The organism is Paenibacillus sp. JCM 18996 (genome assembly GCF_055392555.1).
Genome location: NZ_AP043884.1, coordinates 1,211,762 through 1,235,134, shown reverse-complemented (window position 1 = coordinate 1,235,134; position 23,373 = coordinate 1,211,762). Strand labels below are relative to the sequence as shown.

22 protein-coding genes and 1 other annotated feature are annotated in these 23,373 nt (G+C 50.7%); of the genes, 15 read left to right on the top strand and 7 right to left on the bottom strand.

Annotated features, from left to right (window positions below):
- Positions 1-10: 10 nt before the first annotated feature.
- On the bottom strand, positions 11-412 hold the full coding sequence (locus tag ACZ5N7_RS06055; RefSeq protein WP_464658224.1) for an EcsC family protein: 402 nt from the start codon (positions 410-412) through the stop codon (positions 11-13).
- A 152-nt stretch (positions 413-564) separates the two neighbouring features.
- Here ACZ5N7_RS06055 and ACZ5N7_RS06050 point away from each other — a divergent pair, with 152 nt between their 5' ends.
- The 4 genes from ACZ5N7_RS06050 (at position 565) to ACZ5N7_RS06035 (ending at position 3,852) form a co-directional block, all read left to right on the top strand.
- Entirely contained in the window at positions 565-1,413 is an 849-nt protein-coding gene (locus tag ACZ5N7_RS06050) for a DegV family protein (protein WP_464658223.1), read from the top strand.
- A 21-nt stretch (positions 1,414-1,434) separates the two neighbouring features.
- Positions 1,435-2,277 carry a DegV family protein gene (locus ACZ5N7_RS06045; protein ID WP_464658222.1) on the top strand — a complete coding sequence of 281 codons (843 nt, stop codon included), beginning with the start codon at positions 1,435-1,437 and terminating at the stop codon, positions 2,275-2,277.
- A gap of 79 nt (positions 2,278-2,356) precedes the next feature.
- The gene (locus ACZ5N7_RS06040) at positions 2,357-2,926 is read left to right on the top strand and encodes a general stress protein (protein ID WP_464658221.1); all 570 of its coding nucleotides are present in this window, start codon (positions 2,357-2,359) and stop codon (positions 2,924-2,926) included.
- Between the two features lie 521 nt (positions 2,927-3,447).
- A complete protein-coding gene (locus ACZ5N7_RS06035; protein WP_464658220.1) occupies positions 3,448-3,852 on the top strand; it encodes a GNAT family N-acetyltransferase in 405 nt (134 codons plus the stop codon).
- A 203-nt stretch (positions 3,853-4,055) separates the two neighbouring features.
- Here ACZ5N7_RS06035 and ACZ5N7_RS06030 read toward each other — a convergent pair whose 3' ends face one another.
- From ACZ5N7_RS06030 to trhA, 3 genes are all read right to left on the bottom strand, one after another.
- A complete protein-coding gene (locus ACZ5N7_RS06030; RefSeq protein ID WP_464658219.1) occupies positions 4,056-5,231 on the bottom strand; it encodes a M20 family metallopeptidase in 1,176 nt (391 codons plus the stop codon).
- 31 nt (positions 5,232-5,262) lie between these two features.
- The gene (locus ACZ5N7_RS06025) at positions 5,263-6,378 is read right to left on the bottom strand and encodes an aminopeptidase (protein WP_464658218.1); all 1,116 of its coding nucleotides are present in this window, start codon (positions 6,376-6,378) and stop codon (positions 5,263-5,265) included.
- Positions 6,379-6,474: 96 nt separating this feature from the next.
- Complete coding sequence (gene trhA / locus ACZ5N7_RS06020) at positions 6,475-7,122, bottom strand: PAQR family membrane homeostasis protein TrhA (protein ID WP_464658217.1); 648 nt, start codon at positions 7,120-7,122, stop codon at positions 6,475-6,477.
- Positions 7,123-7,246: 124 nt separating this feature from the next.
- Here trhA and ACZ5N7_RS06015 point away from each other — a divergent pair, with 124 nt between their 5' ends.
- The 6 genes from ACZ5N7_RS06015 to ACZ5N7_RS05990 all read left to right on the top strand — a co-directional run bounded on the left by ACZ5N7_RS06015 (position 7,247) and on the right by ACZ5N7_RS05990 (position 11,756).
- Entirely contained in the window at positions 7,247-7,759 is a 513-nt protein-coding gene (locus tag ACZ5N7_RS06015) for a dihydrofolate reductase (protein ID WP_464658216.1), read from the top strand.
- 153 nt (positions 7,760-7,912) lie between these two features.
- Positions 7,913-8,386 carry a hypothetical protein gene (locus tag ACZ5N7_RS06010; RefSeq protein ID WP_464658215.1) on the top strand — a complete coding sequence of 158 codons (474 nt, stop codon included), beginning with the start codon at positions 7,913-7,915 and terminating at the stop codon, positions 8,384-8,386.
- A 236-nt stretch (positions 8,387-8,622) separates the two neighbouring features.
- Complete coding sequence (locus tag ACZ5N7_RS06005; protein ID WP_464658214.1) at positions 8,623-9,351, top strand: amino acid ABC transporter ATP-binding protein; 729 nt, start codon at positions 8,623-8,625, stop codon at positions 9,349-9,351.
- A 147-nt stretch (positions 9,352-9,498) separates the two neighbouring features.
- Positions 9,499-10,359 carry a glutamate ABC transporter substrate-binding protein gene (locus ACZ5N7_RS06000; protein WP_464658213.1) on the top strand — a complete coding sequence of 287 codons (861 nt, stop codon included), beginning with the start codon at positions 9,499-9,501 and terminating at the stop codon, positions 10,357-10,359.
- Between the two features lie 80 nt (positions 10,360-10,439).
- Positions 10,440-11,093, top strand: a complete 654-nt coding sequence (locus ACZ5N7_RS05995) for an amino acid ABC transporter permease (protein WP_464658212.1) — start codon at positions 10,440-10,442, stop codon at positions 11,091-11,093.
- 12 nt (positions 11,094-11,105) lie between these two features.
- Complete coding sequence (locus ACZ5N7_RS05990) at positions 11,106-11,756, top strand: amino acid ABC transporter permease (RefSeq protein ID WP_464658211.1); 651 nt, start codon at positions 11,106-11,108, stop codon at positions 11,754-11,756.
- 56 nt (positions 11,757-11,812) lie between these two features.
- Here ACZ5N7_RS05990 and spoVAD read toward each other — a convergent pair whose 3' ends face one another.
- Positions 11,813-12,823: a stage V sporulation protein AD gene (spoVAD, locus tag ACZ5N7_RS05985; protein WP_464658210.1), complete on the bottom strand. Its 1,011-nt coding sequence runs from the start codon at positions 12,821-12,823 to the stop codon at positions 11,813-11,815.
- A gap of 21 nt (positions 12,824-12,844) precedes the next feature.
- Positions 12,845-13,708: a DUF421 domain-containing protein gene (locus ACZ5N7_RS05980; RefSeq protein ID WP_464658209.1), complete on the bottom strand. Its 864-nt coding sequence runs from the start codon at positions 13,706-13,708 to the stop codon at positions 12,845-12,847.
- Positions 13,709-13,861: 153 nt separating this feature from the next.
- Here ACZ5N7_RS05980 and ACZ5N7_RS05975 point away from each other — a divergent pair, with 153 nt between their 5' ends.
- Positions 13,862-14,068, top strand: a complete 207-nt coding sequence (locus ACZ5N7_RS05975; protein ID WP_464658208.1) for a DUF1657 domain-containing protein — start codon at positions 13,862-13,864, stop codon at positions 14,066-14,068.
- A gap of 146 nt (positions 14,069-14,214) precedes the next feature.
- Complete coding sequence (locus ACZ5N7_RS05970) at positions 14,215-14,760, top strand: CBO0543 family protein (protein WP_464658207.1); 546 nt, start codon at positions 14,215-14,217, stop codon at positions 14,758-14,760.
- A 17-nt stretch (positions 14,761-14,777) separates the two neighbouring features.
- On the opposite strand, the gene ACZ5N7_RS05965 is transcribed toward ACZ5N7_RS05970, so the two are convergent.
- Positions 14,778-16,937 carry a HelD family protein gene (locus ACZ5N7_RS05965; RefSeq protein ID WP_464658206.1) on the bottom strand — a complete coding sequence of 720 codons (2,160 nt, stop codon included), beginning with the start codon at positions 16,935-16,937 and terminating at the stop codon, positions 14,778-14,780.
- Between the two features lie 197 nt (positions 16,938-17,134).
- Between ACZ5N7_RS05965 and ACZ5N7_RS05960 the strand changes: the two genes are divergently transcribed.
- The 3 genes from ACZ5N7_RS05960 to rocF all read left to right on the top strand — a co-directional run bounded on the left by ACZ5N7_RS05960 (position 17,135) and on the right by rocF (position 23,132).
- Entirely contained in the window at positions 17,135-19,477 is a 2,343-nt protein-coding gene (locus ACZ5N7_RS05960) for a type IA DNA topoisomerase (protein WP_464658205.1), read from the top strand.
- Positions 19,478-19,931: 454 nt separating this feature from the next.
- Positions 19,932-20,197: a binding site (T-box leader), on the top strand.
- A 212-nt stretch (positions 20,198-20,409) separates the two neighbouring features.
- A complete protein-coding gene (argS, locus tag ACZ5N7_RS05955) occupies positions 20,410-22,122 on the top strand; it encodes an arginine--tRNA ligase (RefSeq protein ID WP_464658204.1) in 1,713 nt (570 codons plus the stop codon).
- A 98-nt stretch (positions 22,123-22,220) separates the two neighbouring features.
- Positions 22,221-23,132 carry an arginase gene (gene rocF, locus ACZ5N7_RS05950; RefSeq protein ID WP_464658203.1) on the top strand — a complete coding sequence of 304 codons (912 nt, stop codon included), beginning with the start codon at positions 22,221-22,223 and terminating at the stop codon, positions 23,130-23,132.
- The last annotated feature ends 241 nt before the right edge of the window (positions 23,133-23,373 follow it).

Sequence of the window (23,373 nt, the reverse complement as noted above, 5' to 3'; positions counted from 1 at the left end):
ACGCACGCCCCTACTCCAAGGGCTGTTTCTCAAGCTTAAGAATACGCATCCTATATGCATTCATGCCGGTGATTCCGAGTTCCTCCTGGAGGCCGTAATTGTCCCAAGCGCCGATGACTGCGTCTATGCCGGGGATCATTTGAAGCATTTTGCGAAAATCAATCGCATCCCGTTCCTGTAAGAAAAGGCCGACTGCCACTTCCTTTTTGGGCAGATACTCGGCTCCGGCCAGCGCGGACTTCACTATGCCTTTTACACTTGCGGTTATCGCGGCATGCACTATGGCCGGGATCAGATTATTCACCTTCACCGACAGGTTTTTGGAAGTACGCTGAAGAAATCCCGGAGGCTTGAGCAGCTCCTGCTCCCAACGCTTTAGTTCGGTCTTCACTTGAATTGCATAAATGTCCATACCTGCCCTCCATTCGGCAGAACGATTGATTCAGTCACGCACTTCAGCAATATCTATAGGCAAAATGGCATATTTTATCGTATCATACTCATTGGAGCAGAACCAAACGCCCATGTTAAAACGATCACTAAAATGGATTGAAAGGTGACATCATGGCAGGAATTAAACTTTTTACGGACAGCACAAATGACTTAAGCCCGGAGCTCATCGAGCGGCATGAAATCGGAGTCGTGCCCCTTTATGTGACATTCGGAACGGAATCCTATCGCGACGGAATAGATATGAACCCCGGACAGCTTTTTGACAAAGTGCGGCAAACAGGCGTTTTACCCAAGACGTCGGCGCCTTCTCCGGCGGATTTCTATGCCGCGTTCCGTCCGTATGCAGAGCAGGGTATGGATGTTGTCTACATTGGCTTGTCTTCTGCTTTATCGTCCACGGTACAGAATGCATTGCTTGCCTCGGAACAGCTGCCCGGTGTGTCCATCTCGGTTATAGATTCGAGGAATCTGTCAACGGGTATAGGATTATTACTGTTAAAAGCGGCCGATGCGAGGGCGCAGGGCGCAGTATTACCGGAAATTGAAGATTTGGTAAAAGAAACCGTGCCCAAAATTGAAACCTCCTTCGTCATCGACACGTTAGAATATTTACATAAAGGCGGACGTGTCTCCAATCTGCAGCATCTGCTGGGTAGCCTGCTCAAGATCCGTCCTATAGTGAAAGTGGCCGATGGCGGAATGATTCCTGCGGAAAAAATTCGCGGAAAACGTGAGAAAGCGGTGGAAAAGTTGGTCCGCAACGTGCTGGAAAACAAGCAGGCCATTGATCCCCGGCGTGTTTTTGTCACTCATGCAATGTCCTTGGCGGAAGCCGAACAAATCAGGCAGATTCTTGTGGACAAGTCCGTCGCGCAGGAAGTCATCGTCACGGAAACAGGCTGCGTGATCTCCAGCCACTGCGGACCGGACACGATAGGGATCGTTTATTCAAGAAAATAAGAAGTGAGTTGATACAGCAAGATGGCAAACGTAAAAATCATAACAGACGGCAGCTGCGACCTGCCTGAGGAGCTTTTGAAGCAGTGGGAGATTGGCGTAGTCCCTCTTACTGTGCGTTTTAACCAGTCTGAGTATAAATCCGATATGGATTGCGACTTGTTTTATAGCATGATGAAAGCCTCCAAAGAGCTGCCCAAAACGGCAAGCCCTTCCCCGAACGATTTTTTGGAGGAATATAAGGAGGTAGAAGGGGGCAGGGACATTCTTGTTCTTGCTCTATCGGCCAATTTAAGCTCCACCTACAACCATGCTATCATGGCGAAAGAGCTGTATAAAGAAGCAGGGCACAAAGGGCGGGTGGAGGTTCTCAACTGCAAAAACACTTCCGTGGGCCTCGGCCTGATCGCTTATAAAGCTGCTATGATGGCCGAAGAAGGCACGAGCCTGGATGTGCTTATGGACAGAGTGAATGAGCTCATTAAGCAAGCGCATATTTATATCATGCTGGATACTCTTGAGAACGTGATCAAGGGCGGCCGGCTGGACCGTGTGAGAGGAGCGGTGGCTACCGTACTCAATATTAAACTCCTTATGCACAACAGCGAAGAAGGCACCATCGAATTGATTGAAAAGATCAGAGGCTCCCGGAACACGATAAAAAGGATGGTCGAAAAAATCGGCGAAACGAAGATCGGTGCCGGCCGCGATATTATAGCTGTTGCCCATGGCAATTGTGAAGAGAAGGCGAAAAGCATAATCGAAATGATCATGTCCAAATACCCTTTTAAAAAGGCAATTTTGTCCAATATGGGGTCTGTCATCGGCACCTATGCGGGAGAGGGCGGCATTCTGGTCGCCTATTAGTCTCTGATTAGAAATCTCCTGTGATGGTTAATAAAACAGTGTTCAAGGATTGTCCATCACATTAATAGGAGGATGAAACATGAATAAGCATATCGTTGGTGTATTCGAATCAGAGCATGAGGCCATTAAAGCGATCGAGGAATTGAAAAGCCTGGGGTTCCGGTCCGATGAGATTTCTGTCGTAGGCAAGAATAAAGAGGATGTTAGTCACGTAGGCGACGAAACCGGAACGAAGGCTCCGAAAGGACTGGCTACTGGCGCCGCAACGGGCGGTGTGCTGGGAGGTCTCACCGGACTTTTGGCTGGTCTCGGTATGCTTGCCATCCCTGGAGTAGGACCCATTCTGGCAGCAGGGCCAATTGCGGCAACCCTGACCGGAGCTGCGGTAGGCGCTGGAGCGGGCGGTTTGGTGGGCGGCTTGATCGGTCTGGGCATCCCAGAGGACGAAGCCAAGCGCTATGACGAATATGTGAGAAATGACAAGCTGCTGGTAATGGTGGATGTGGCCGACGACCGTCAATCCAGAGTATACGATATCTTCCGTACTCACGGATCTCTCAACTCCGATATGTATGGAACGATGGACTCGAATGCAGTTCACAGCCGTTCTGGCCGCGACCATTTGGACAGCGACCGTACGATTCTGTAATATTGTTTAATACTTGATGGCATTTAAATAGCAGATCAAGAGAGGCACACGTAAAGCTGTATTGCTTTGCGTGTGCTTCTTTTTATATAAAGAAAGATAAATTCTTTTTTTATATCATAACGAAGACATAAAGGATCAGCAGGGAGCTATTCCTCTTGCAGTTAATACATATCGACCCTATAGCGGATTTTCAAGTTCTTATTCCGGCCCATTGACTTGGGAAAGGCAAGAATGTAGCGAATAAGAACTCCAAACGGCGTTATCGGGTTAAAACGTACAATAGGAGAAAGAATAAGGCCTCCGAAATCCGCTATATCCCAGAAGAACAGACCGCGCGATGCACACCGAACCAAAAATACGGGCATCGACAACAACAGAAAAGTAATCCCCCAAATGTCATCTTCTTATCATGCATCGTGGGAAGAATTCATGCAGTGCGAGTATCGATATGAGTTGGCTTTTCAGCAAAAGAATCCATCACGGAGAGGCAAATTTAATATGAAAGGGAGTATCATTTTAATATGCTGTATACAACTTCACTTCAAGGCATCTCCCCTGAGATGTTAAACGGTTTCTTTGCAGGTTGGACTAACCGTCCTTCGAATTCTAAACATTTACAATTGTTGCACCAAAGCTATAAAGTTGTCCTTGCAATTGATCAAAGTGCCAATCAAGTTGCGGGTTTTATTTCGGCAATTAGCGATGGCATATTATCCGCCTATATTCCTTTGCTTGAGGTGTTGCCGGACTATCAAAGAAAAGGAATAGGGCAGAATTTGGTTAGCCTTATGTTAGATGAACTGCATGATATATATATGGTTGATTTAATTTGTGATGAAAATTTACAATCATATTACGAGCGATTTGGTATGTTCAAAGCAGCAGGCATGGCAATCCGAAATTACAATTTTCAAGCAGGAAGATAGGGAGGTTGTATATGTTTTTGATCACTAATCCTAAAGTCGCTGGATTTGTACCTCAGTGGGCCCCATTCAAAGGTTTTTCCATTCTGTTCGATAATCCGGGAGTCAGTTTGATAGATTAACGAAGTGGGGAAATTCCGTCCTGGCAGCGCGTTTTTCTCATCACCGCTCTATCCACTCTAATCTTGTCAGCAACTTTTTGTAAATTACACATTTCGTCCGAGCCGCCGGTTAAATTCGTCCTTGATCGACTTCAGCACCTCAGGATTCGAGATCGCATCGTATGCGGTGGAAGCCAGAACTTTGGCCGCAAAAACCATGCCGTCCAGGGCCCTGTCCTTCATAGCCAAATCCCGGAATTCGGGTGTGTGCAGCAGATGCTTCTCGTCCACGACTTTTACGTAGGGATGAATTGCCGGGCAGTGGATTGAGACATTGCCCAAGTCAAGCGATCCGTGGTCTTTTCCGGTCTGTATTTCCGCCTCGCTGATCCCCATAGCAGTAAGATTGTTTGTAAAAAGCTCCGATAGCGCCTCATTCGTCATCAGCTCATCGTACGAATATTCATAGTTGGACACCTTCAAGGTGCAGCCGGTTTGCAGTGCGGCGCCCTCCGCGCAGCTGAGCACTTTATGTACCACTTCATCTGTGTATACGCGGGTGGCCGAGCGGACATAGAACTGGGCGGCCGCATAATCGGGAATGATGTTGGCCGCTTTGCCGCCTTCCGTGATGATCCCGTGGATCCGGGTGTCGCTGCGAAGCTGCTGCCTTAACGCGTTTATGGAGTTGAACAGCAGCAGGACTCCATCCAGAGCGTTTACGCCTTCATAAGGGCTTGCCGCCGCATGGGCCGCTTTGCCTGTATATTCAAACTGCAGCGCATCCATCGCGAGGGAGGCGCCCGATTTCTCGTACGCATAATACGGATGGGCCATAAGAGCGATATCTACATCGTCGAATAAACCTGCTGCTGCCATCGGAACCTTGGCCCCTTTCGTTTCTTCTGCGGGTGTGCCGTAGACCCTGATCGTTCCGCCGGTTTCGTCGATGACGGATTTCAAGCCAACCGCCGCTCCGATACTCATCATGCAAATAAGATGATGCCCGCAGGCGTGTCCCAGATCTGCCAACGCATCATATTCACATAAGAACGCCACCACCGGCCCCGGTTTGGCAGCGGAGTACGTCCCCAAAAAAGCGGTCGGAATATCCAAAACCGCCCGCTCCACCTGAAAACCGTGAAATTCCAGCTCTTCGGTTAAGCGCTCGAAAGCTTTGAATTCCTCATGCCCGAGCTCCGGATTTTCTCCGATATATCTGGAAATTTCTTTAAAGCGCCCGGAACTCGCGTCAATGGCGCTATGAATCCTTTCTTTCATCAACCAAACCTCCCGATTGAAATGTTATGAGTTATATGAGATTCTCGGGATTCAGAACGAGAAGCTCATCCACGACGAAACGCCCGTCCTTGCGGATCAGCACATCATCGAACCAGATCTCGCCGCCGCCGTAGTCCGGCCTTTGAATAAGCACCATATCCCAGTGAACGGAGGATCGGTTGGAGTTATCCGCTTCTTCATACGCTTGTCCCGGCGTAAAGTGGATGCTGCCGTCGATTTTTTCGTCAAAAAGGATGTCTTTCATAGGATGTTTAATGTACGGATTGACACCGATCGCAAATTCGCCTGCATAACGGGCGCCTTCGTCCGTGTCCAGAATTTCGTTTAAACGTTCCGTATTGCTGCTTGTCGCTTCCACAATTCTGCCGTTCTCGAAGCGGAGGGAGATATTCTCGAAAGATGTGCCCGAGTAGATCGTAGGCGCATTGTAAGCAATGGTGCCGTTTACGGAATTTTTCACCGGAGCGGTGAAGACCTCCCCATCCGGTATGTTCAGCTTGCCAGGGCATTTGATCGACGGAATGCCTCGGATGGAGAAGGTGAGATCGGTGCCCGGCGCGGTTAGCCTCACCTTATCGGTCCGCTGCATAATGCCGACAAGGGCATCCATCGCTTTGGACATTTTGCTGTAATCCAGATTGCATACCTGAAAATAAAAATCCTCGAAAGCTTCCGTGCTCATATTCGCCTGCTGGGCCATCGAAGGGCTCGGATATCTCATCACAACCCATTTGGTGTGGTTAATCCGCTGGTCGAATACTTTACGCTGATATTCGCTTAAGTACAGCTTCATTTGATCTTTCGGCACGTCCGACGATTCTGTAATGTTCTCGCCGCCGCGGACCGCGACATAAGCCTGCATCTTCTTCATCCGGTCCACTTCAAGCTCGGCAAGCTGCTGAAACTGCTCTTTGCTGCCATGCAACTGAAGGCTCCTTGTCACCGCGGGATCGCGCAGGTCGATAAAGACGCGGCCGCCGACCTCGGCGACTTCTTCGATAAAGCATTTGGCCAATTCCTGGTCCTTGACTCCGATCATTTCGATCAGTATGTTTTCACCGGGCTGCAGATCGACGGAATAACGGATTACGCTGCGGGCAAAGCTTTTTAAACGAGGGTCTCTCATGATGTTGTCTCCCTGTTCCAGAATGACTGTCCTGGTAAAATTATAGCCCATCGCGCTAAGAATACCAAAACAGCGGAGATGCCGCATTCATTCCCTTTAACCGGCGAGATATGGCATGGGCAGGACATAATAAAGCACGCAAATAAAGTGGCAAAAGCTTCCCGCCAGCACGAACAGGTGCCAAATCATATGATGGTAAGGAATCCGTCTCCACAAGAAGAAGATCGTGCCGAAAGTATAGGCCAATCCGCCCCCTACAAGCCAGGCCATGCCGTTAAAAGGAAGCTGCTGATACAGAGGCTGTATGACAAGCACGATGAGCCAACCCATGCCGATATAGAATAATGTCGAGAGCAGAATAAACCTTTTGACGAAAAAAGATTTCAGTATGCATCCAATCAAAGCGAGCCCCCATACGATGCCGAAAACCGTCCAGCCGATCGGACCGCGCAGAGTTACCAGAAGAAAGGGGGTATAAGTGCCGGCAATGAGTAAATAAATGGAGATATGGTCAAGGATCTCAAATATATTCTTGATTCTGACGTTCTGAAAGCTGTGAAGCAGCGTCGAATTCGTATACAGCATCAACAGGGATACCCCGAACACGGTAAAGCTGACGACATGCCAGATGTCGCCGTACTTGACGGAGAACACGATGAGCAGCACGAGCGCCGCAATGCTTAGTAAAACGCCGATACCGTGGCTGACCGCGTTAGCAATTTCTTCTTTCAGGGAATATTCCATTATGGACCTCCTTAATATGACTCGGGACGGGGCAGCGGACTATCGGGACAGGCTTGACTCATGGTAAAATTGTAACGTATTTCAAGTAACAGGTAAACCTTTGTTGAAGAGGGAGGGTGGACGAATGGACAGTAAGCGTGAAGATCAGCTTAACCTGTCGATGATCTTTGCCATGGGCAGTAACAGGGTCATCGGAAGGAACGGCCGGATGCCGTGGAACCTCCCGGGCGAAATGGCCTATTTCAGGCGAACGACTTGGGGGCACCCCGTCCTGATGGGCCGAAAAACGTTCGAGTCGATAGGCAAGCCGCTGGAAGGCCGCACCAACATCATCTTCTCGAGAAATATAGATTATGCGCCCATAGGCTGTTCGGTGATTCATTCCGTGGAGCAATTTTTAGAGGAATACCGGGGCAGCGAGCAAGAAATATTCGTCATCGGCGGAGAGCAGATATACAGGCTGTTCCTGCCCTATGCGAATAGGCTCTTCATGACTTTAATCCATCATGAGTTTGAAGGAGACGCGTATTTTCCGGAGGTGGACGAGCAGGAATGGGAAGTGGTATCGGAGCGTAAGGCGGAGGACGAAGGAGACAGTCCGTACGATTACAGCTTTCTCATTTGGGAAAAAAGATAGACACACTTTGGTCACAACCCTGTCGGCTTAGAAAGTCACACTTTTGTCACATATCCGTCGGCTTAGGCTGGTCATAACAACGTGTTTTTCACCATATATTCAAATGTCCGGCACAGTTAGCTGCCAGCCAAGAAAGGGTGATTCTCGAAAATTATGACAATTGACGGTAGAGCGCAGGCCATGATGAAATTAACGGTTAAGCAATTGGTAGTAGCGCACCACAAGAAGCACGCGGTGGAGATGGCTTGGGCAAGGTTAAACATCGAGAATGTTTCGCTTAGGGCGCTGAATTTAGTCGATGAACGAGGCACAAAGCACAAGGCAGTCATCCAGCAAATGGAAAGTATAGTTTGGCTTGAAGCGGAACAGACGGATATCAGCAGCCGATATAATGTTATGGGAGAAATGTATTTCCATCTTTCCTTGCTCGAATGCGGCAATGACGGCAAATGGAGCAAGAAGGAGTGCTTCACCGATTCCGAATACTGGCTGCCGCCCTCCGTTGTGAGCGAAAACTCGATCCTCGCAATATCCTCCAGCATGGATAAGATATTTCTGGAAGTGCTCCAGCAACTGCTTGTTTGGAACCTTCCGGCTGCAGGGGAAGATGAGGGCAGCGCGGCTTAATTATAACGGGGATAACAAAAAGAGATTGGGCCGAGGTTCAGGGCCCGGTCTTTTTTTCCTTGCACGGAGCGGGATAACCACGGGTCAAAAAAGGATTGATTTGCAAAAGTAAAGCATGTAATATAGAACCATGTTATTATAGATTACACTTTTGTAACATCAATTATTTTCCGGCAGCGCTTTTTTTATACGTTTATACCTGGGCAATTTCCGTAGTGCTTAAAAGGAGGGGTTCGATGATATCATTTCGCAGCGTCAATAAATATTATGGGAGTTTTCACGTTCTACGGAATATCAACCTGCATATTGAGCAGGGGGAAGTCGTCGTAGTTATCGGCCCGTCCGGATCAGGCAAAAGCACACTGCTGCGCTGCATCAACCGGTTGGAGTCTATAACGGACGGAGAGCTGACGGTGGGTGGGGTGAAGGTGAACGACAAAAAGACCGATATCAACAAACTTAGACGCGATATCGGCATGGTCTTCCAGCATTTTAATCTTTACCCGCACAAAAAGGTGCTGAACAACATCACTCTTGCGCCAACCAAGGTGTTGGGCCAGTCGCAGCGGGAGGCGGAAGAGACGGCCATGTATTATCTGGAGAAAGTGGGCATTCCGGATAAAGCCGCGTCCTTTCCTTCCGAGCTGTCCGGCGGACAGCAGCAGAGGGTGGCTATAGCCAGGGGTCTTGCGATGAAACCGAAAATCATGCTGTTCGATGAACCGACCTCGGCTCTGGATCCGGAAATGATCGGCGAGGTGCTGGAGGTTATGAAGACGCTTGCCCGCGAAGGAATGACGATGGTTGTCGTCACGCACGAGATGGGGTTTGCGCGTGAGGTGGCGGACCGCGTCGTTTTCATGGATGGCGGACAAATCGTTGAAGAGTCGGCGCCTGCCGATTTTTTCGCAAATCCCAAGGAAGAGCGGGCCCGCTTGTTCCTCAGCCGCCTGCTGCAGCATTGAAAGCCGATGTGCCATCTTTGTGTGAACGAGTGCGGAAGAGGTTTGGCGCCTATACAATAGAAGAATACATAGCCGGCTGAGCGCCGCGGCAGCCATCCTCCGAAGCCTCTTTACTTTAAATCAACAGAAAAGGAAGGGGATTGAAAGATGGTATTGAAAAAATGGTTTACAGTCAGCCTGACTATGGCTTTGGTCGCTATGGCGCTTGCCGCCTGCGGAACTAAGCAGAATGAGCCGGCTGCTCCGTCCGCGCCGGGTGGGGGAACTGCTGCTGAAGCTCCGAAGATCGACAGCAAGACGATGGATGCCATCAAGAAGCGCGGCAAGCTGGTGGCCGGCGTGAAGTACGACACGATGCTGTTCGGGCTGAAGGATCCGAAGAGCGGCAATGTGGAAGGCTTCGACATCGACATGGCGAAAGCTATCGCCAAATCGATTTTCGGCGATGAGAATAAGCTGGAACTGAAAGAGGTCACTTCCAAAACCCGCATCCAGATGCTGCAAAACGGCGATATCGACATTATTATAGCAACGATGACGATCAACGAGGAACGCAAAAAGCAGGTGGACTTCTCCGATGTTTATTTCACGGCCGGCCAGTCATTGCTTGTCAAGAAGGGCAGCCCGATCAAAAGCCTGGATGATATCAAAGACGGAACCAAAGTTCTCACCGTGGTAGGCTCCACTCCGGCTAAAACCATTAAAGAGAAGAAGCCTAAGGCCGATGTCCGCGAACTGCCTAACTACCAGGACGCGTTTACTGCGCTGAAAGCCGGCCAGGGCGATGTATTGACAACCGACGATATCATTCTTTACGGTATGGTGAAGCAGGATCCGAATTTTGAGGTTGTGGGCGGAAAATTTACCGAAGAGCCTTACGGGATGGCGATAATGAAAGGCGACAGCGGATTTGTCAAATATGTCAATGATGTGCTGGCCAAGATGAAGTCTTCCGGTGATTACGACAAATTGTATAAGAAGTGGCTTGGCGAACAACCAAAAAAATAAACCCGTACTAAACACAGGATGGGCGGCGCTTAAGCCTCTCATCCTGTTTACTTCATGGACACAGGGGTGAGCACACCGCGATGCTGGACTTTCAAATATTGACAAAGTACTGGCCTCAATTTATGGAGGGATTCATTCATACGATTCAGATCAGCCTGATCTCGCTGGTATGCAGCTTTATTCTGGGCACTCTCATTGCAGTGTTCAGAATCGCTCCTTTCAAACCGCTGAATTACATAGGAACGGCTTATGTTGAATTTATCAGGAATATCCCGCTGCTCCTTGTAGTGTTCTTGTTCTACTTAGGACCGCAGGTCATCCATCAGACACTGGATCCGTTCGTGGCAGGGACACTCGGGCTTACGGTTTATACTTCCGCTTTTATCGCCGAGGCTATCCGTGCCGGAATATTGTCCGTCCCTAAAGGCCAGTCAGAGGCGGCCCGTTCCTCCGGCTTGACCTATAATCAAACGATGAGACATGTCATTCTGCCCCAAGCGATCAAAATTGTTATCCCGCCGCTCGGCAACCAGTTCATTAACCTGGTCAAAAACTCTTCGATCCTGAGTGTCATTGCCGGGATGGATTTAATGTACTTCGGGGATATCGTCAATTCCGAAACCTTTAATGCGGTTGACACCTATATCTTCGTGGGCATGTTCTATCTGATTCTGACGGTGCCTTTGAGCCTGGCGGTCGGTTATTTGGAACGCCGTCTGGCCAAGAGCTATTAGAGGAGGAGAGAGATGGACGTATTTTCAGCTTTTACACCGGATAATTTGAAGTTTTTGCTGGAAGGCTTCGGAGTCACTTTAAAAGTAGCCTTTATCTCGATAGCGTTCAGCTTTATTCTCGGTACGCTGATTGGAACCTTGCGTTATGCCAGAATCCCTGCCGTGTCGCAGCTTATGTTCCTGTGGGTGGAATTGATCCGGAACCTGCCGCTCATCCTGATTATCTTTTTTACGAAATTTGCTCTTCCGAGCTTCGGAATCCGGATGAGCATCGAATGGGCGGCCATAACCGCATTGACCGTATTCGAAGCGGCCATGATTTCTGAAATCGTCCGAAGCGGCCTGCGCAGCATTGACAAAGGCCAGATTGAAGCAGCCCGTTCTTCCGGCTTGACTTATACGCAGACGTTATGGGAAATCGTGCTTCCCCAGGCACTGAGAAGAATGGTGCCTCCGATGGTGAGCCAGTTTATTTCCCTGTTAAAGGATACTTCGCTTGCCGTCGTCATTTCGCTGCCTGAATTAATGCACAACGCCCAAATCGTCAGCGCCAAGAATGTGAACCATATTCTTCCTGTGTTGGCGCTTGTCGCTTTGATGTATTTTATCATCAATTTCTTGCTCTCGCGTTTGGCCCGGAAGCTGGAGCTCAAGAGCGTGTAGTTCCATCGGTTAAAACAAAAACTTGCCGCCGTTTAAGCAGCAAGTTTTTTTGGTTTTTAAGTATTCTCGATGGCCACGGCATGCGCAATACATGGGATACTTTCGCCCTGCTGAAAAGACAGGGGAGAAAGAAGGGCTCCGGTCGCAACGACAAGGATCCGGTTCAGTTCTCCTTTTTTCAGCTTTTTCATCAGGTGTCCGTATGTTACTGCTGCCGAACAACCGCATCCGCTTGCCCCGGCTTGAAAAGCCTGCTTTTCCAGGTCGTAGATCATAAGGCCGCAGTCATTGTACTGGGTCTGTTGGATTGGAATGTTATGCTTCTTAAACAGATCGTTTGCAATTTCATAGCCTACTTTCGCCAAATCTCCAGTGACAATCAGGTCGTAATAACCCGGTTCTCTTTTAAAATCCCGCATATGGGCCTCAATCGTATCCACAGCCGCAGGCGCCATGGCAGCGCCCATGTTCAGCGGATCTTTGATCCCCATATCCACTACCCGCCCTATTGTGGCTCCGGTTACAACAGGACCTTTCCCGTGCTTAGCAAGCACGGCAGCGCCGGCGCCTGTGACTGTATTTTGAGCCGTAGGAGGCTTCTGCGAACCGTATTCCGTGGGGTAACGGAATTGTTTTTCCACGGAGCAGTTGTGGCTGCACGTTCCGGCGAGGACATGCTTCGCATGGCCGGAGTTGACCATCATGGCGCCCAAAGCCAGTCCTTCCATAGATGTAGAGCACGCGCCGAAGATGCCGATATAGGGAATGGACAGCGTTCGTGCGGCAAAGCTGTTGGAAATGATCTGGTTCATCAGGTCGCCGCCGACATAGAACTGCACCTCGCCGTTGGTCAGCCCGGCATTCTCGACAGCCAGCTTCGCCGCTTCCTCCATCAATACTCTTTCCGCTTTCTCCCAGCTCTTCTGCCCTAGTAGGAGATCCTCGTGAATGATATCGAAATCCTGATTCAAAGGCCCCTTTCCTTCATCGGGACCGACTACTGTGGCTGTAGCCAAAATGACCGGCCGATTCTCGTATTCCCAGCTTTGATGTCCTTTTAAAGTCATGAGGAGCCTCCCGCCGTCAAATTAAGTAGTAGTAAAAATAGGCTTTAATTGATCTACGATCGATTTGATCTTTGCAGCGCTGTTCTCATACATCATCTTGGCCAATTTGTCCTGAGTCGTTAAACCGAACAGCTCGAGATCGGCTTCGCATTTTTTCAAGGTCGCATAAAGCAGTTTTTTTTGCTGCGGCGAAGCTACCTTTAACTTGTCATCGTATAAATCCGCATAGAATTCTCCATAAGAATCGACTTGTCCGATAAACACATTGTCTTTACTCACACCGAGCTTCTCCATCTCGGTTTTTAACCAGGCGCGGTTAAGTCCCAAAGTCGAGAGCGGCTCGTCCATAATTTGGCCATCAAGGATAACGGCCTGTGTTTCCCGTTCCGGCCCTACCTTGAGGCCAAGGTGCTTGGGAGTCAGCGGCTGATTCTCGGTTTTCAAAAGCACGCTTAAATCTCCGCTCGCTTCCAGTACGGCAAATTCTACGTCCGCCAGTTTAAATACATTTTTGGTCCTGAGCTGTTCCAGCAGCTCATCGCTGGAGAGTCTTTCCTTCTTTAAATTATCTTCCAGGACTTTTCCTTCTTTAATGAGGACTCTTCCTTTACCTTCGAACAAGTCGCGCAGCTTCTTGCTTTTCAGAGTGAGGAATTCAATGGACAGAGGAACCACAAACCAAACGGCGAGCGCCACAACGCCCAGAAAGTAATGGGATTCCAGATCGGTCGAAATAAAGCCCGTCAGCTCTCCTAAAGTGATGCCTGTTATATATTCAAAAAAGGTCAGCTGGGAAATTTGTTTTTTGCCAAGCACGCGTGTTATCACAAACAGCATGCAGATGGCAAAAAACGACTTGATTGCGATCAATAACCAGTCAGGCACGGTTCTCTCCCCTTTGCTTAAAATCGTTGTCGCTATGAATTATTTGCTAAAAGCGAGCGAACTATGATTGTATTTATCTTACAGTTATTTAAGCGTCCGCGGCGGGCAAAATAAAAAACGGCACCAACAATATCAATGAAGAGGTGAACGAAAATGACAGTAGCATCCCAGGTCAAAACAACAGTAGCTTCTTTGAAAAGCGCGCAGGCCAGTCTGGAAACCTTTGCGCTCAGCACTCAAAATCAAGCGGCAAAATCGCTGTTTGAGAATGCGGCCCAGACTACGCAGCAAGTAGTCGACCAACTATCGTCCCGGGTACAGGAAATTGAAAACGAAGAACCTCAGTACAAAGGATTTTAAAAAACGAAAAAAGCCTGTCGGGAAGTTCCCCACAGGCTTTTTTCACTTGGTAAAATGCTTTCAGTTTCGCCGCGTTGTTAAAAACTGTCCGTTATGTAAATAATGAGACAAACTTTTATTTACTGAAGAGGCAGGTAAATGAAACGATGGACACACAAGTAGAAATGGAAATGGAAAGCAGCTACGGTCTTATTGAAGAAGCAAATAAAAGAATGTACCACATTTGGATGGAACATGTTATCTTCAGTTGGCAGTGGTGGTTAGGAGTAATTTTGACCTTGGTTCCATGGGCATTATGGATCTGGCTGCGAAAAAAAGGAAGTGAAGGACGGCTCTTGTCTGCCGGGCTGCTTGTTATGATTATCATTTCCTGGTTTGATTTCCTGGGGGTTGCATTGGGTGCCTGGCATTATCACATGGAGGTCCTTCCTTTTATTCCAGCCTTTGTGCTATGGGATTTTTCGCTCATCCCCGTAATAGTCATGTTTTTGATCCAAATCAAACCGGACTTAAACCCTTTTGTGAAAGCAATTATGTTTGCGTTATTTGCAGCTTTTGTAGCCGAGACTATAGCCAAGGGACTTAACCTTTACAATCCGGAAAAGTGGAACAGCATTTATTCGTTCCCGATTTACATAATGATCTATTTGGGTGCGCATTTTATCACTACCAGAAGATTCGAACATATATAACCCGGCTGCTATATTCCTTATTGTCCGGAACGGAAAGTGAAATCGCCTCGGATCGCAGCGATCAACGGGGAAGGGGAGCCGTCGTGCCAAAGCTCCAGTGTATGCAGGGCTCGGGTGCAGCCCACGTAAAGAAGCTTCGCGTCCTGCGGGGAGGCCTCATAATTTACCTCGTCCGTGTCGATAATGATCACCGCGTCAAACTCCAGTCCCTTCGCCATGAAGATTGGGAGAATCGAAATACCGCCCTCGTATTGCTGCTGCCCCGGTGCGATCAAATTCACCGGCAGGTGCTCGGCAAGCAGCCGCTTGTGGAGCTGCAGGCACCTGGCCTCCGTCCGCGCCAGGACAGCTACCGTATTGGTATCTCCGCGCAGCCTCCGGATAGCTTCCTTGAGGGCGGCAGTGAGCTTGTTCTCGTCAACCTGTACAATCTTCACCGGCTCGCCGCTGCGGAACACGGGAATCGCCTCGATCGCCTCTTCAGCCATGCCGCCCCGCAGCACTTCGTTGGCAAAACGGATGATTTCCATCGTGGAACGGTAACTGCGGTTAAGTGCAAAATAGGCCGATCTTCCCTCGCCGAACAGATCCGAAAATTCACGCCAGTCGTTGATCCCTTGATAGCTGTGGATCCCTTGCGATAAATCGCCGAGAATGCTGAATGAATCGTTCCTCGTATGCAGCCTTAGCAGCGATACTTGAAACGGCGAGAAGTCCTGTGCCTCGTCGATCACGGTATGGTCAAACGTAAGATCTCCATGGATGCCGAACAATTTGGAGCGGATATAGAGCAGGGGAGCAAAATCCTCCGGCTGCACCCGCTTCTTCTCCATATAAGTCTCCGATTCCATACGAATCGGCTCAGGCAGGAAGGACAGCATTTCCTTGTTCAGAAAAGCGGGTCGGCTCTCTGCCCTGAAAAGCTCCAGGTACAAAGAAAACGGAGTGTACAACTTCCATTTTTTGCCGAATTCGCGCAAACGCTGGGAGGCTTTCTTTTTGTATTCTTTTTTCAGATGTACTTCCCACACCTTTTCCAGCTGCATCTCCTGCCAGCGCTTGATCCGCGCCAGAACCCGCTCCCGCCGCTTCATCAGAGGCTCGTGTTTGTTTTCAATATCATGCCATTGAACGATCGTGCTGCGGTCCAGTTTGGCTCCGTCCCAAGGGAAGTAGTCCGTATCGGGGACGGCGTTCGCCTCATAAAGCTCGAGCACCCGGTCAAGCCACCGCATGAATCGAATGGAGCCCTTGAACCGGCCTGGAGCCATATCGTCAATCTGCGGCCTTCCGGGTCCGGTCTGGAACCAATACCGCAGCCGTTCGGCAGGGTTGGCCGGCTTCACCTCATGCTCGAGCAGCTCCAGCGCCCAGTCGGCAAACGTCGTTTGCTGGATTTGGCCCACGCCAAGCTCCGGCAGCACACCTGAAATATAGTCCAGAAACATCCGGTTCGGGGCAAAAATAATCATCCGTTCCGCCTTCACCTGATCGCGATACTGATACAACAAAAAGGCGAGCCTGTGCAGGGCTACCGTCGTTTTTCCGCTGCCCGCGACGCCCTGGATGATTAGGGCGCTGTTCTTCACCGCGCGGATAATCGCATCCTGCTCGGATTGAATGGTGGAGACGATGTCGCGCAGCTTGTTGTCCTTGTTCTCGCCCAGCCTGTAGAGCAGGAATTCATCCGTTACCGCCATTCTGTCGGAAGAGCGGTCGAACGTATCTACTACCCGCTGCAGAATTTGTTTGCGGATAACCAGGTTTCGTTTGAGATAGACCAATCCTTCCACCGTTCCGTCCGGCGAATCGTAAGACGCCCCGTCGACTCCCCCTGTAAAGGAATAAAACAAGCTCGCCACTGGAGCCCGCCAGTCAACCACCATCAGCTCGTTTGAGGAGTCCCGCTCTACGCCCACTTTGCCTATATAGAGGGGTGACGGTTGGCTTTTGCCGGACTCTTGAAAGTCCAGTCTTCCGAAATACGGCTCCGGATGCGCCGCTGTCAATTTCCTCCGTCTGTCTGAACGGATCGATTCCAGAACCTGTTCCGTATGGTCGGGACCGTTGTACACCGGGATTTGCGCCAAATTTTGCAGCTGCAGGTCGATTTCCTTCATGGTTTCCTCCAACTTGTGGAGTTCTTCCTGATACGAGCTTTGTATTTCGGTTTCCAAATAGGTACCTCCGATCATTCTTCCATTATTCTGGAAAGAGAGATACATTATATCACAATGAACGCACGGTTCAAAGCAGGTTTCGAAGCGGTTCCAAGTTTTGAGCCCGGCACGGGCAATGAATATTAAGTTTACAAAGAAAAATTTATTGGTTACCATTATGGGACGAAGGTTGTTTTTTGAGGGGCGATAAGGTTTTGAAAACACTCATCATTGCGGAAAAGCCGGACATGGGGCGGAATATAGCTGCCGCGATAGATCCCAAGGCCAAAAATCATCGCATTTATATAGAAGGCGAGCATTATATCATTACGTGGGCGATAGGCCACCTGATTGGTTTGGCTGAGCCCGACGCCTATGACGACAAATATAAAAAGTGGAATTTGGGCGACCTGCCGATTATCCCGGATCATTTCAAGCTTGTGCCCAATCACAAAACGAGGGACCAGCTAAAAGTGATCGCCGAGCTTGCCGGGCGCTGCGACAGGCTTGTGAACGCTTGCGACGCGGGGCGGGAGGGGCAGCATATTTTTTCGCTGATCCAGCGGCATTTGAAGCTGAAGCAGCCGGTAAAGCGGCTATGGATCTCGGATTTGACCCAGGAGACGATCCGCAAAGGGTTCGAGGAGCTGAAGGAAGGGGCGGAATTCGAGAATTTGACCAAAGCCGCCCGCGTCCGCAGCGAAGCGGATTGGCTGGTTGGTATGAACGGGTCGAGAGCTTTTACGACGAAGCATAATACGCTGCTTTCAGTGGGCCGGGTACAGACTCCCGTGCTTGCTTTGATCTATGACCGGGAGAAGCAGATCGAGGCTTTTGCTTCGCAGACATTCTTCGACGTGGAAGCGCAGTTTGTGCAAAGCGAAATCCGCTATAAAGCGATGTGGCAGGGAGAGCGGTTCACCGATAAACAGAAGGCGGATGCCTTGGCCGACAAAGTCAGGGGAAAAGAAGGCCGGATCTCTTCCTACGAAGTGAAGGAGACGAGAGAGTATCCGTTCAAACTGTACGATTTGACGCTGCTGCAGCGGGAGGCGAACGGAAAATACGGCTTCTCGGCCAAAAAGACGCTCGATACCGCTCAGTCTCTCTATGAGAAGCACAAAGTGATCACGTATCCGAGGACGAATTCGAACTATGTAAATGAGCAGAACATCCCTGAGATGCACCGGGCTTTGGACGCGCTCAAGGGTACAAGCTATGAAAGCTGGTTGCCGGGCGCGCAGCGGAGCCTTGTGCATAAAAACAATAAACATATCTGCAATCCGGCGAAAGTGGAAGATCACCACGCCATTCTTCCTACGCATAAAAGGGCGGGTTCGCTGAATCCGGACGAGCAGAAAATTTACGATCTGGTTGTCAAAAGGTTTCTTGCCCAGTTCTATCCGGCCGCGGAGTACAAAGTCCACACGGTCATGACGGAAGCGGCGGGCGAACTGTTCAAGACAACAGTGAAGGAATTGCTGCAATTGGGCTGGAAGGCAATCTATGCCGACGATAAGAAAGAGAAGCGTGGCGGCAAAGGGAAAAGCGGCGAAGCTTCTGACGAGGATAAAAGCGGGGCGTCCGAACCGGAGGCGGAAGAGGAACGCGATACGCCGTTTCAGCTGGACGCCGCGCAGCCTGTGCTGTGTGCGGACGCGGAAGCGAAGCAGCGGGATACGCAGCCTCCGAAGCCGTACACCGAGGGCACGCTGCTGAAGGCGATGGAAAGCGCCGGCAAGCAGATCGAGGACGAGGAGCTGCGGGAGGCGATGAAGGAATCGGGGCTGGGCACGCCGGCCACGCGCGCCGCGACGATCGAACGGCTGAAGCAGGTGGGCTATATCGAGATGCAGGGCAAGCGGATCCGGGTGACGGCCAAAGGCCGCACAGCCGTGGAACTGATCCGCGCAGCCGGCATCGAGCTGCTCACCTCGCCCGAGATGACGGGCCGCTGGGAGCGGCGCTTGAACGAGATTGCCAAGGGCGTGGCGACGGACACAGGGTTTATCGACAACGTGAAGCGATTCACGGTGCAGATTGTGGACAAGGTCCGCAGGCAGGCGAGGGTGCAGTTTGCGGCGGAGGGGGCCGTCGCCGCGGGCGGGCGCAAGGGGCGCGGCACGGGCCGCGCCCCGAGAGGCACCGTCGCCGCGAAAGGCGGCGGTGCCTCCAGCGCCGAAGGCGCTGGAGCGCGCGCGAGCCGTGCGAGCCGCGGCGCCGCCGGGGCCGCAGGCCCGGCGGCAGCGGGCACGGGCTCGCCGGCGGAGCGGCGGGCTGCGCCTGCGGCGGTAGCGGCGTGCCCGCGCGAGGGGTGCGGCGGCCGCATTTTTATGGGCCGCAAGGGGTACGGCTGCAGCGAGTATAAGCAGGGCTGCGGCTTCGTGATCTGGAAGTCGAGCCTGGGCAAGACGCTGAGCGACTCGATGGTGAAGTCGCTGATTGAGAAGGGCAGGACGAATAAGCTGAAATTCAGCACCCAGTCGGGGGAACCTTTTGAAGCCAGAATCGTGCTGGCCGACAGAAACACCGGCGCATTGGAGCTGGAAAGAGGATGACCATGGTCTTGGAGACATTATTTCCGTAGGCTGGTGCGTAAGATGGTTGGTGAACTGGAATGAAGATGGGCGCCGTTGTATTTTGTGCAGTCAACAACCCTATATTTTTCGGAAAATCGCCAGCCGATTGTATTTCATACAATGGAATACGGTAAATCCATGTGATTTGGCTCGATTTTGAGAAAAGTATTGTACTTTGCAACGAAACCTCTGACAGCGTTCCGAGTACATTCATCAATTGCACAAATTACAATCGAGCGAGACTAACCCTGTCTCGAGAAGTCCATTGAGGAAGCTTCTGTCGCCAAGCTTCCCAACACGTGTCTCTCCCGGCGCGCGTTGTGGCGTTGCATGGCGGGTGGTCAGACCCCAAGTTACTATTTGCCACTGCCGATGAAGTATAAAAACCTCTTGATTTTTCCGAATCCAGCTGGTAAGATGATAAAAATCATATCTACAATCGATGAATAGGACAGTAATCACTGCAGATAGTCGCAGCGAGCCGGGTGGGTGGAAGCCGGTACGGAAGCGGTGATGAACGGGCCTTGGAGATTGCCTCCGGAACGGGAGAATCGGACCTCATAACGCCTCGCGCTTTGAACATCCGACCCAAGTAGGAAGGCACGGATACTCCGTTAACGTAACTGAGGGGTGCGGACGCCGCAGAGGCAGCCGTGCACTAAGAGTGGTACCGCGGGAACAACAGCTCTCGTCTCTTTATGGAGACGGGGCTTTTTTTTACGTATTTTCTGCGTTACAAAACATCAGAATTCGCAAAGCGATCCATCAACCCCTGAACCGCTGCAGCTCGTCCAGATCGAAATTCACTTTCTGTTCTGTACCAGGAAAACCTGCCTTTTAAGTCGCGATCGAGCATCCATGGAATGCCTACAACAAAGGTTTTCATATCAAAAAACAAAGGAGGAAATCAAATGCTGCTCAAGAAAGCCGCACAAGCGCTGCAGCCTTATTTGCAAGTGCCAGAGGAACAAATTCTGGATTGGCTGGAAATTCCGCGAAGCTCGGAGCTGGGGGACGCCGCTCTGCCTTGTTTCCACCTTGGCAAACAATGGAGAAAGTCGCCTCAGGCTATCGCCCATGAGTTCGCTGGCCAGCTGAAAGCCTTGCCGAACACTCATGGTATAACGTGCAGCGCAGCGGGTCCTTATCTCAATCTCTCTTTTGACCGCAGCGTGTACGGCAAGCTTTTACTCACAGAGATACTGCAGACCGGCTTCGGACAGTCGCAATCGGGGCAGGGGGCCAGGGTGATAATCGACATGTCGTCCCCCAATATCGCCAAACCTTTTGGCATCGGGCACCTTCGCTCCACGGTCATAGGCAACGCACTGTACCGCTTGTACAAGGAAACCGGATCCGAGCCGGTGAGGGTCAATCATCTGGGAGATTGGGGCACCCAGTTCGGCAAAATGATCGCAGCCTACAAACATTGGGGTACACCGGAAACGCTGGAGCACAATTCCATAAAAGCCTGTCTCGACCTGTATGTGAAATTCCACGAGGAAGCCGAACACCGGCCCGAATTGGAGGATGAAGCCCGCGAATGGTTCCGTAAGCTGGAGCAGGGCGATGAGGAAACCGTACGCTTGTGGAGCAAGTTCATCCAAATCAGCATGAAGGAATTCAAACGAATGTACGAGAAGCTCGGCGTTTCTTTTGATTACACGCTGGGAGAGAGCTTTTACAATGATAAAATGGCCGAGGTCGTGGCTTTGCTGCGGGAAAAAAGATTGCTCGAACTGAGTGAAGGCGCCTACGTCGTCAGGCTGGATGAACGCAATCTGCCGCCCTGTTTAATCCTCAAGTCTAATGGAACTACGATTTACCCTGCCAGAGATTTGGCAACGGCGCTGTACCGCCACCGGGAGATGAAAGGTGATCGTTTGCTGTATGTCGTGGGTATGGAGCAGACGCTTCATTTTGAGCAGGTATTTGCCGTGCTTGAGAAAGCGGGCTTTGACTGGGCGGAAAGCTGTGAGCATATCGGTTTCGGGTTGATGCGTTTTGAAGGAAAAAAGATGTCCACACGCAAAGGAAAGATTGTAGTGCTCGAAGAGGTACTTGACGAAGCGGTGGGTAGAGCCCTGCAAATTATTGAGCATAAAAATCCGGACCTCCCTGACAAACAGCGCGTGGCTGAACAAATCGGAGTGGGGGCCGTCATTTTCGGGGATTTAAAACACAACCGTTTGAACGAAGTGGATTTTTCACTGGAGGAAGCTCTGAATTTTGATGGTGAAACGGGGCCTTATGTGCAGTATGCTTTCGCCCGGACGCAGAGTATCCTGCATAAATCCGGCATGGAAGCTTCCCTGCTAACCGGCAGCTCGGTTTCCGGGCTAAACGGTATTTACCTTGAAAGCGCCCAGGCGTGGCAGCTGCTCAAAGAGCTGGCGGACTATCCGTCCGTGGTCCTGAAAGCGGTTGAGAAGAATGAACCTTCCCTGCTGGCCAGATATTTGATCCACTCCGCCCAAACCTTTAACCGTTTTTATCATCAAGAACGCATACTGGCAAGCGATGAAGAGGAGAAAGCGGCGAAGGTCATTCTGACTTATGCAGCGGGATGTATTTTACAAAAGGGGCTTCATCTTCTGGGAATTCACACTCCCTCACAGATCTGACAGGCGCGCGTTCGCCGGCATGGCTTGAGACAGCCGTTCTACTCTCCACCCGACTGTAGTAGGTATGAGGTAAAACTATGCTGCAGGGGAGAGGGAATATGAGCTTGTCCAAGAATCAATCCGTCGCGATTATCGGGGTGCCTATGGATTTGGGAGCTGACCGAAGAGGAGTGGATATGGGCCCCAGCGCGATCCGGTATGCCGGGCTTGAGTCCAGACTGGAGCAGTTAGGATGGAAGGTGTCGGACATCGGAGATTTAATTGTAAAAAGATCGAAGCATGCCGCGTCCCCCTATGCGAATTTAAAATATTTGCAGGAGATTGCCAGAGTGAATCAAGAGCTGCGGGATACAGTGGCGAACGTTATGCATAGCGGACATTTTCCCTTGATCCTCGGAGGGGACCACAGCATTGCGATAGGAAGCCTGGCTGGAGTAGGCCGCCACGTAAAGCGGGTCGGCGTGATCTGGTTTGATGCGCACGGAGATGTAAATACACCGGATACGTCACCCTCCGGCAATATCCATGGAATGCCGCTGGCGGCAGCGCTCGGGTACGGCCATCCGGCTCTTACTTCCATTGCGGGGGCCAGCTCCGCTGTTCAACCTGAGCATACGGTTTTGATTGGCACCAGGTCCTTGGACGACGGTGAAAAAGTGTTTTTGAAGCATGTGGGCATCACCGTCTTTACCATGCATGAGCTTGACCGTCTGGGAATGAGCAGGGTAATGGAAATGGCGATAGATATCGCTTCCAATGATACGGATGGAGTGCACCTCAGCCTGGATCTTGACGGACTTGACCCTAATAACGCGCCGGGAGTTGGGACACCGGTTCCGGGAGGAATCACCTTCCGCGAGAGCCACCTTGCGTTGGAGCTGCTTTCGTCTGCAGGTTGTGTCGTCAGTGCCGAATTCGTTGAAGTGAATCCGCTGCTAGATCACCGCAATCAAACTGCCGATACGGCGGTGGCGCTGATTGGCTCTCTTCTGGGCGATAAAATTATGTAGCGTGGTGCGGATTGGCTCTCTTCTGGGCAATAAAATGATTTAACGTCGATTTAGGGCTAATTCAAGGGAGGAAACTTGAAGTTTATATCGAATTGTTAGAATAATGCCGATTATTCCCGTGTGAATATGCGCTGGCAACGCGCGGTTGTCCCGGTACGCGTTGCTGCACTTCAAGCGGCTGCAGCCGTCCAAGACTATCAATTAATAACATGAATAATTAACGGAATGAATCGTGAAAGTT